Here is a 5,733-nt window from a genome sequence, read left to right as displayed (position 1 = left end):
CATGCTGACGCCGTCGAGGATGCGCTGCACGATCGTCACTGGCGACGTTTTATGAAATCCCTCTGGGCAGCCCCGGCACCCAACCGCTGGCAGGATTGTCGCAACGAAGAAGATGCGCAACGCTTCCGGGTCGCCGTGTTCACCCGCGCCCGCTATGTGACCGCCAAGGGCTTTTTTAGCTGGCCCAACACGCCGCCCAAGGACACTGCCCACGAGTTTGCACCCTGGCACCAGCGGTTTTTTGAAAGGCAGACCTCTGGCGCCATCATCTGCGGCCACTGGGCCACCCAAGGTTTGCTGGTGCAACCGCGTATGCTGGCACTGGACAGCGGCTGTGTCTGGGGCCGCCAACTCAGTGCCGCGCGTATTGATGGTATAGAACCCGTGATTTATCAGACATCCTGCCCGATGTTTGCACAACCGGGTAACGGCTAAAAAACAGTACACATCGACTGCGCATGGTCAGAGTTTTCACCTACACTGTGAGCCACTCCCACTGCGCAGCTTGTGAAGAAGCCCCACCAGGAGACTCAGCCATGCCCGACGCCCCCCTCGTCCCCGGCCAACCCAGCTATCGCAGTGCCATTATCGGTGGCTGGCAACTGTTGCGACAGCAGTTCAAGTCCCTCGCCGGAACCATCATTATTTTTATGATCCTCCTCATGATCGGATTCATTGCCGATGGCATTCTCGGTGCTATCAGCCCAGGCAATTCCGACCTGTGGCGCCTCCCCATGTATCTTTGGATATATGTCATCAGCATTGGCTTCTACCACCTGCTAGCCAAGGCCATCGCCGGGCAGGACTGGGCCACGGGAGACTTGTTGTGGGGAATTAGACGGGCTGAGGCCTGGGCACTGTCCCTGCTACCTGCGGCCCTTGCCTCGATACTTATGGCTTTTTCCGGGCTATCAGTGACACCTGGGCATCCCCTGCCACCTGACACTTTCACCCGACCCGATTTCTGGATTGGAATGCTGGTGTCCACCCTGACCGGCACTTTTTTCGGATATGTGTTTATGCTCTATGCCGCTTATGGTGCAACACCCAAATCGGCGCTAAAAAGTGCGCTACATGTTTTTAGCAATCGTCTGGCCTGGCTCTTTTTCCCTTACGTAATCACGCTGATCATGATGCTCGCGCTGGTCATTGCCGCTATCCCCGTCGGGCTCTTCCTTGGCCTCATCGGGTTTTTGCTGAAATTTCTGGCCACACCGGCTCTCATGAAACTCGTGTTCGGCGTACTATTTTTAATCATTTCCGTGGCTCTGATAATGGCGATGCTGATCTGGGTCTATGGCAGCCTGATTATTGCTACCGGCGCACTCGCCGGCCCAGATGGGCAGGAAGGACGACTGATCACCTGATTTGGTCCAGACAGCCTTTGCCGCTATCCTGAGTCACCATGCCGATCCTCAGCACACAGCAGCCATTAGAAATACTCCGCCACATCTTCGGCTATGATGCCTTCCGGGCGCCGCAAGAAGAGGTGATCCAGACCCTTATGGCTGCCAGAGATGCGCTGGTGCTCATGCCTACGGGGGGCGGCAAGTCCTTGTGCTATCAGATTCCCGCCATCGCCCTAGCAGGAACAGGTGTAGTGGTATCGCCGCTGATCGCCCTCATGGAAGATCAGGTCAACGCCCTGCGCCAGGCTGGGGTCGCTGCCGCTGCCCTGAACTCCAGCGCCAGTCCCGCGGAAGCGCGCGCCACTGAGAACGCGTTATTGCAAGGCACCATTGATCTGCTTTACATCGCCCCGGAACGACTGCTTCAGGAACGCACCATCAACCTGCTGCAACGGGCCACTATCAACCTCTTCGCCATTGACGAAGCCCACTGCGTATCCCAATGGGGCCACGACTTTCGTCCCGAATACCTGCAACTGCGGGTGCTGCATGAGCGTTTTCCCCAGGTGCCACGCATCGCCCTGACAGCCACTGCCGACCCGAAAACCCGCGCAGAAATCATCGAACGACTGGCGCTGCAGAAGGCCGCCGTCTTTACCCGATCCTTCGATCGTCCCAATATCCGCTACCACATCCAAAGCGGCAGCCAGGGCGTCCGCAACGCCTTGCTGCGCTTCATCCGTGACCGCCATGCCAGCGAGGCAGGCATCGTTTACTGCCTGTCCCGCAAGCGCGTGGAAGAAATTGCCGAATGGCTACAAAGCGAGGGACTCGACGCCTTGCCTTATCATGCCGGCCTGAGCGCCGACGAACGGCGCCGCAATCAGCAGCGCTTTCAGCGCGATGAAGGAGTGATCATCGTCGCCACCATTGCTTTTGGTATGGGCATCGACAAACCCAATGTCCGGTTCGTCGGCCATGTAAATCTGCCCAAGAGCATTGAGGCCTATTATCAGGAAACCGGCCGTGCCGGGCGCGATGGCCTGCCCGCCGAGGCATGGATGCACTATGGCCTGCAGGATGTAGTGCAGCTACGGCAGATGATTCAGCAATCGGAAGCCGACCTGCCGCGTAAGCAGATGGAAGGGCACAAACTGGACGCCATGCTTGCCCTTTGCGAAACCACGGACTGCCGCCGCCAGACCCTGCTCGGCTACTTTGGCGAAATCCTCGCTCAGCCTTGTGGCAATTGCGACAACTGCCTGCAGCCCCCAGCCACCTGGGATGCCACCGTTGCTGCCCAAAAGGCCCTCTCCGCCGTCCACCGGACCGGCCAGCGCTTCGGGGTGCAGTATCTGGTCGACGTGCTCCTGGCCCGCGAAGACCCACGCATCCAACAATGGGGCCATCATCAGTTGACTGTCTACGGCATCGGCAAGGAACTCTCCGCCAACGCCTGGCGAGCCCTTTTTCGCCATCTTTTACTGCGTGGGCTAGTGGAAGTCGATGCCGAGGGTCACGGTGGCCTGCGCCTCAGCCCGAGCAGTCGTCCGCTCCTGCGCGGCGAGGAAAAACTGACCCTGCGCCAGCATGAAAGCACGACACCGAAGCAGCGCGACAAACGCCCGGAAGTCGCGCTCCAGGACGCTGGCCTCTGGGAAGCCCTGCGCCAGCATCGCCGCGAACTCGCACTGGCACAGGGCGTGCCGCCCTACGTGATTTTCCACGACGCTACCCTCATGGAAATGCTGCAACGCCGCCCGCGCGACCTGAGAGCGCTGGCCACCGTCCCAGGTATTGGCGAGCGCAAACTGGCGGCTTACGGGGAATCCTTCCTGAAGATATTGCATCGTGATCCGCGTCCATAAAGCCCTCCCGCAGAGCCGACGCGCAGACGTCGGCTTGCCCTGCTGCCCGGCAGGCTTCATTATAGAGCGATGACCCAGGATAGTCCCATGAACCCACAAAGCTTCGCCGTCACCGTTGAAAATACGCTCAATGATCTGCTGAACCAGATAGAAGCAAGTGCTCCGGAAGTAGAGAGCGATCTTGTGGACAACGTGCTTACCCTACTTTTGCCCGATGACAGTCAGATCATCATCAATCGTCAGGAAGCGGTGCAGCAGATTTGGCTGGCCTGCAGTGACGGTCCGGCACGATTCTCGCCGCAAGACGGCGCATGGCGGGATAACCAAAGTGGGGAATCTCTGGAACATGCCATCGGTCGGCTGCTGAGCCTGCATCTCGACCATCCCGTTTCGCTGGATTGACCGCATGGCTTACTGGTTAATGAAGACCGAGCCGGACGCCTTCTCCTTGCAGGACCTGCAGCAGCGCGGACAAGAACCCTGGGACGGCATCCGTAATTATCAGGCCCGCAACTTCCTGCGCAGCATGCAAATAGGTGATGGCGTCTTCATTTATCACTCGCGCGTGCCCGTCCCCGGCATCGTCGGGACCGCCGAAGTAACCAGCACCGCGCATCCAGACCCCACTCAGTTCGACCCGCAGAGCAAATATTACGACCCGGCATCGCGCCTTGACCAACCCCGCTGGGATCTAGTCGATGTGGCTTATCGCCAGACTTTTGCACACAACATTGCTTTGGATAGCCTGCGCGCCATGCCAGAGTTTTCTGGTAGCCAATTGATTAGAAAAGGGAATCGCCTGTCCATCCTGCCCATTACCGCCGGCCAGTGGAATCACATCCTGCACTGGGCCGGATAAACTGACGCATGACTGAAAATACCACCGGGCCGACACTCTACCACCGCTGGTCCTCCATAAAAGGCCAGATGCTGCGTATGGCCCTGACGGCCGATTTGCGCCTGCCCGACGGCGTGACCATACTCCTCGATTTGCAATATTAGATTTGCACTATGTCGCCGAAGCGTGTGATGCTTCCCTCAACGACGGCATGACCCGTTCTCTCTCATTCTGGAGCCCACCATGACCTACCAAGAACTTGTAGAATTTCTCAACCAGCATTTGGGATATCCTTTCCTGCAGGATATGGCCCCGGATGCGGCGCTGAGGGCCGCACAGCAAGGCAATCTCAGCGATGCGCTAACCACCGAGGTGTTGACCGCCCTCTATCAGGGCAACCAGTGTAACGCCGCTAATGACCCCGTGGATCGAGCGCACAGCTTTGACGGCCTTGCCCGCCTGCGCCTGCGCAGCCAGGCCGATGACGCTGACCCCACCATCTTCCGCAAAGTGCTCAAACTCTCCCAGGAGCTCGACAACGCGTTTGACCAGGAACTGATCCGCCAGCGTAGCACCGCATTCAGTTAAAACGATGCAAAAGGCCGGCAATAGCCACAAAGAGCATAATAGGTAAGAAAGTAGCGGCTAAAGGGGGTATCCCACCTGAGACACTGATGTATCCCGACATCTCCGTGAGGAAATGAAATCCCAGCCCCAGCACCAGCCCCGCCATAACCCGCGCGGCCAGACCACCGCCTCGCGGATTGCGCGTCACAAAAGGTACCGCCAACAAAATCATCACCAGGCCCACCCATGGATAACTCACCCTGCGCCAGAAGGCGAGGGCAACGCGGTTCATATTCAGCGCGCCGCTCTGCAAAGCCTGATAACTTTGCCACAGGGCAGGCAGCGTCATGGTTCGTGTCGGATGAGCAAAGCTACGCAAAGTGGTCGGGTGCAGCGCCACTGACCACGGCATCTCCGCAACATGTGTCACCCGTATCTGATCGGGCGTAATTTCGAAAAGCTGGACATTGTGCAAGCTCCAGTGCCCCTCTTTAAATACCGCCTCGCTGGCCGTTGTTATGGCGTCCACTCCCACCATACCCTGGCGTATCCGTGCGATATGCAGATCCTGCAAAATCTTCCCGCCATCTCCCACCGCGCCAATCTGGATAATCTGTGCACCGTAGCGCAACCATAGTCCTTGCGACCCCATATTATGGAAGCGGGCTCCCGGCTCACCGGTATTAGCCCACATGGCCTCGGCGGCTGGTGCGGTGACCGGTATCACCCATTCTCCCAGAGCAAACATAAGGCCAGCACCCAACACGCCGACCAGCAAGAGCGGCTGCTCCAGACGCCAGACCGACCACCCCGACATGCGCAAAGCGATCACCTCAGAATGTCCACTCAGGATACTCACCCAGACCAGTGCACCGAGCAGTAACGCCAGTGGAATCACATCATAAGCTACGTCGGGCAATTGCAGGGCTGCGTAGGAAAGCAGCTGCACCATAGACCAGGCTCCATGCCCGGGTCCGGAGGATTTGGCAACCAGTTGAGCGATGTAAACCAGCGCCAGAAGCATAACCAACACGAGGCTGCTATAGAGCAGCATGCCACGGAACAGCAGCCGGTCTGCGCGTTTCATGGCGCGCCCCGCCCGGGCCAGACG

General features: G+C 58.6%; 7 protein-coding genes and 1 pseudogene. 7 read left to right on the top strand and 1 reads right to left on the bottom strand.

The genetic code is table 11. The features are described 5' to 3' along the window. The 7 genes and pseudogenes from AC2VNK_RS06965 to AC2VNK_RS06935 all read left to right on the top strand — a co-directional run. A pseudogene (locus tag AC2VNK_RS06965) lies at positions 1-435 on the top strand (symmetrical bis(5'-nucleosyl)-tetraphosphatase); the annotation flags it as partial. 101 nt (positions 436-536) lie between these two features. Then, a complete protein-coding gene (locus tag AC2VNK_RS06960; RefSeq protein WP_291524028.1) occupies positions 537-1,367 on the top strand; it encodes a hypothetical protein in 831 nt (276 codons plus the stop codon). 38 nt (positions 1,368-1,405) lie between these two features. Further along, the gene (gene recQ, locus AC2VNK_RS06955) at positions 1,406-3,217 is read left to right on the top strand and encodes a DNA helicase RecQ (RefSeq protein WP_291524026.1); all 1,812 of its coding nucleotides are present in this window, start codon (positions 1,406-1,408) and stop codon (positions 3,215-3,217) included. An 87-nt stretch (positions 3,218-3,304) separates the two neighbouring features. After that, positions 3,305-3,619, top strand: coding sequence for an iron donor protein CyaY (cyaY, locus tag AC2VNK_RS06950; protein WP_291524023.1), 315 nt, complete (start codon positions 3,305-3,307; stop codon positions 3,617-3,619). A 4-nt stretch (positions 3,620-3,623) separates the two neighbouring features. Beyond that, positions 3,624-4,076 carry an EVE domain-containing protein gene (locus tag AC2VNK_RS06945; protein ID WP_291524021.1) on the top strand — a complete coding sequence of 151 codons (453 nt, stop codon included), beginning with the start codon at positions 3,624-3,626 and terminating at the stop codon, positions 4,074-4,076. 8 nt (positions 4,077-4,084) lie between these two features. Next, the gene (locus AC2VNK_RS06940; protein ID WP_486883275.1) at positions 4,085-4,219 is read left to right on the top strand and encodes a hypothetical protein; all 135 of its coding nucleotides are present in this window, start codon (positions 4,085-4,087) and stop codon (positions 4,217-4,219) included. A 79-nt stretch (positions 4,220-4,298) separates the two neighbouring features. Continuing rightward, the gene (locus tag AC2VNK_RS06935) at positions 4,299-4,643 is read left to right on the top strand and encodes a hypothetical protein (protein WP_291524017.1); all 345 of its coding nucleotides are present in this window, start codon (positions 4,299-4,301) and stop codon (positions 4,641-4,643) included. On the opposite strand, the gene lptG is transcribed toward AC2VNK_RS06935, so the two are convergent. Beyond that, positions 4,636-5,733: LPS export ABC transporter permease LptG (gene lptG, locus AC2VNK_RS06930; RefSeq protein WP_486883274.1), on the bottom strand; the 1,098-nt coding region annotated here is incomplete at its 5' end. The genes AC2VNK_RS06935 and lptG overlap by 8 nt on opposite strands.

The organism is Acidithiobacillus sp. TH-A35, assembly GCF_057473505.1.
This window is presented reverse-complemented; position numbering and strand designations above follow the sequence as displayed.

Bases quoted from the DNA above. Each gene is read 5' to 3' on its own strand.
- AC2VNK_RS06960 (WP_291524028.1), top strand. From the start codon at position 537: ATGCCCGACGCCCCCCTCGTCCCCGGCCAACCCAGCTATCGCAGTGCC.
- cyaY (WP_291524023.1), top strand. From the start codon at position 3,305: ATGAACCCACAAAGCTTCGCCGTCACCGTTGAAAATACGCTCAATGAT.
- AC2VNK_RS06945 (WP_291524021.1), top strand. From the start codon at position 3,624: ATGGCTTACTGGTTAATGAAGACCGAGCCGGACGCCTTCTCCTTGCAG.
- recQ (WP_291524026.1), top strand. From the start codon at position 1,406: ATGCCGATCCTCAGCACACAGCAGCCATTAGAAATACTCCGCCACATC.
- AC2VNK_RS06935 (WP_291524017.1), top strand. From the start codon at position 4,299: ATGACCTACCAAGAACTTGTAGAATTTCTCAACCAGCATTTGGGATAT.
- AC2VNK_RS06940 (WP_486883275.1), top strand. From the start codon at position 4,085: ATGACTGAAAATACCACCGGGCCGACACTCTACCACCGCTGGTCCTCC.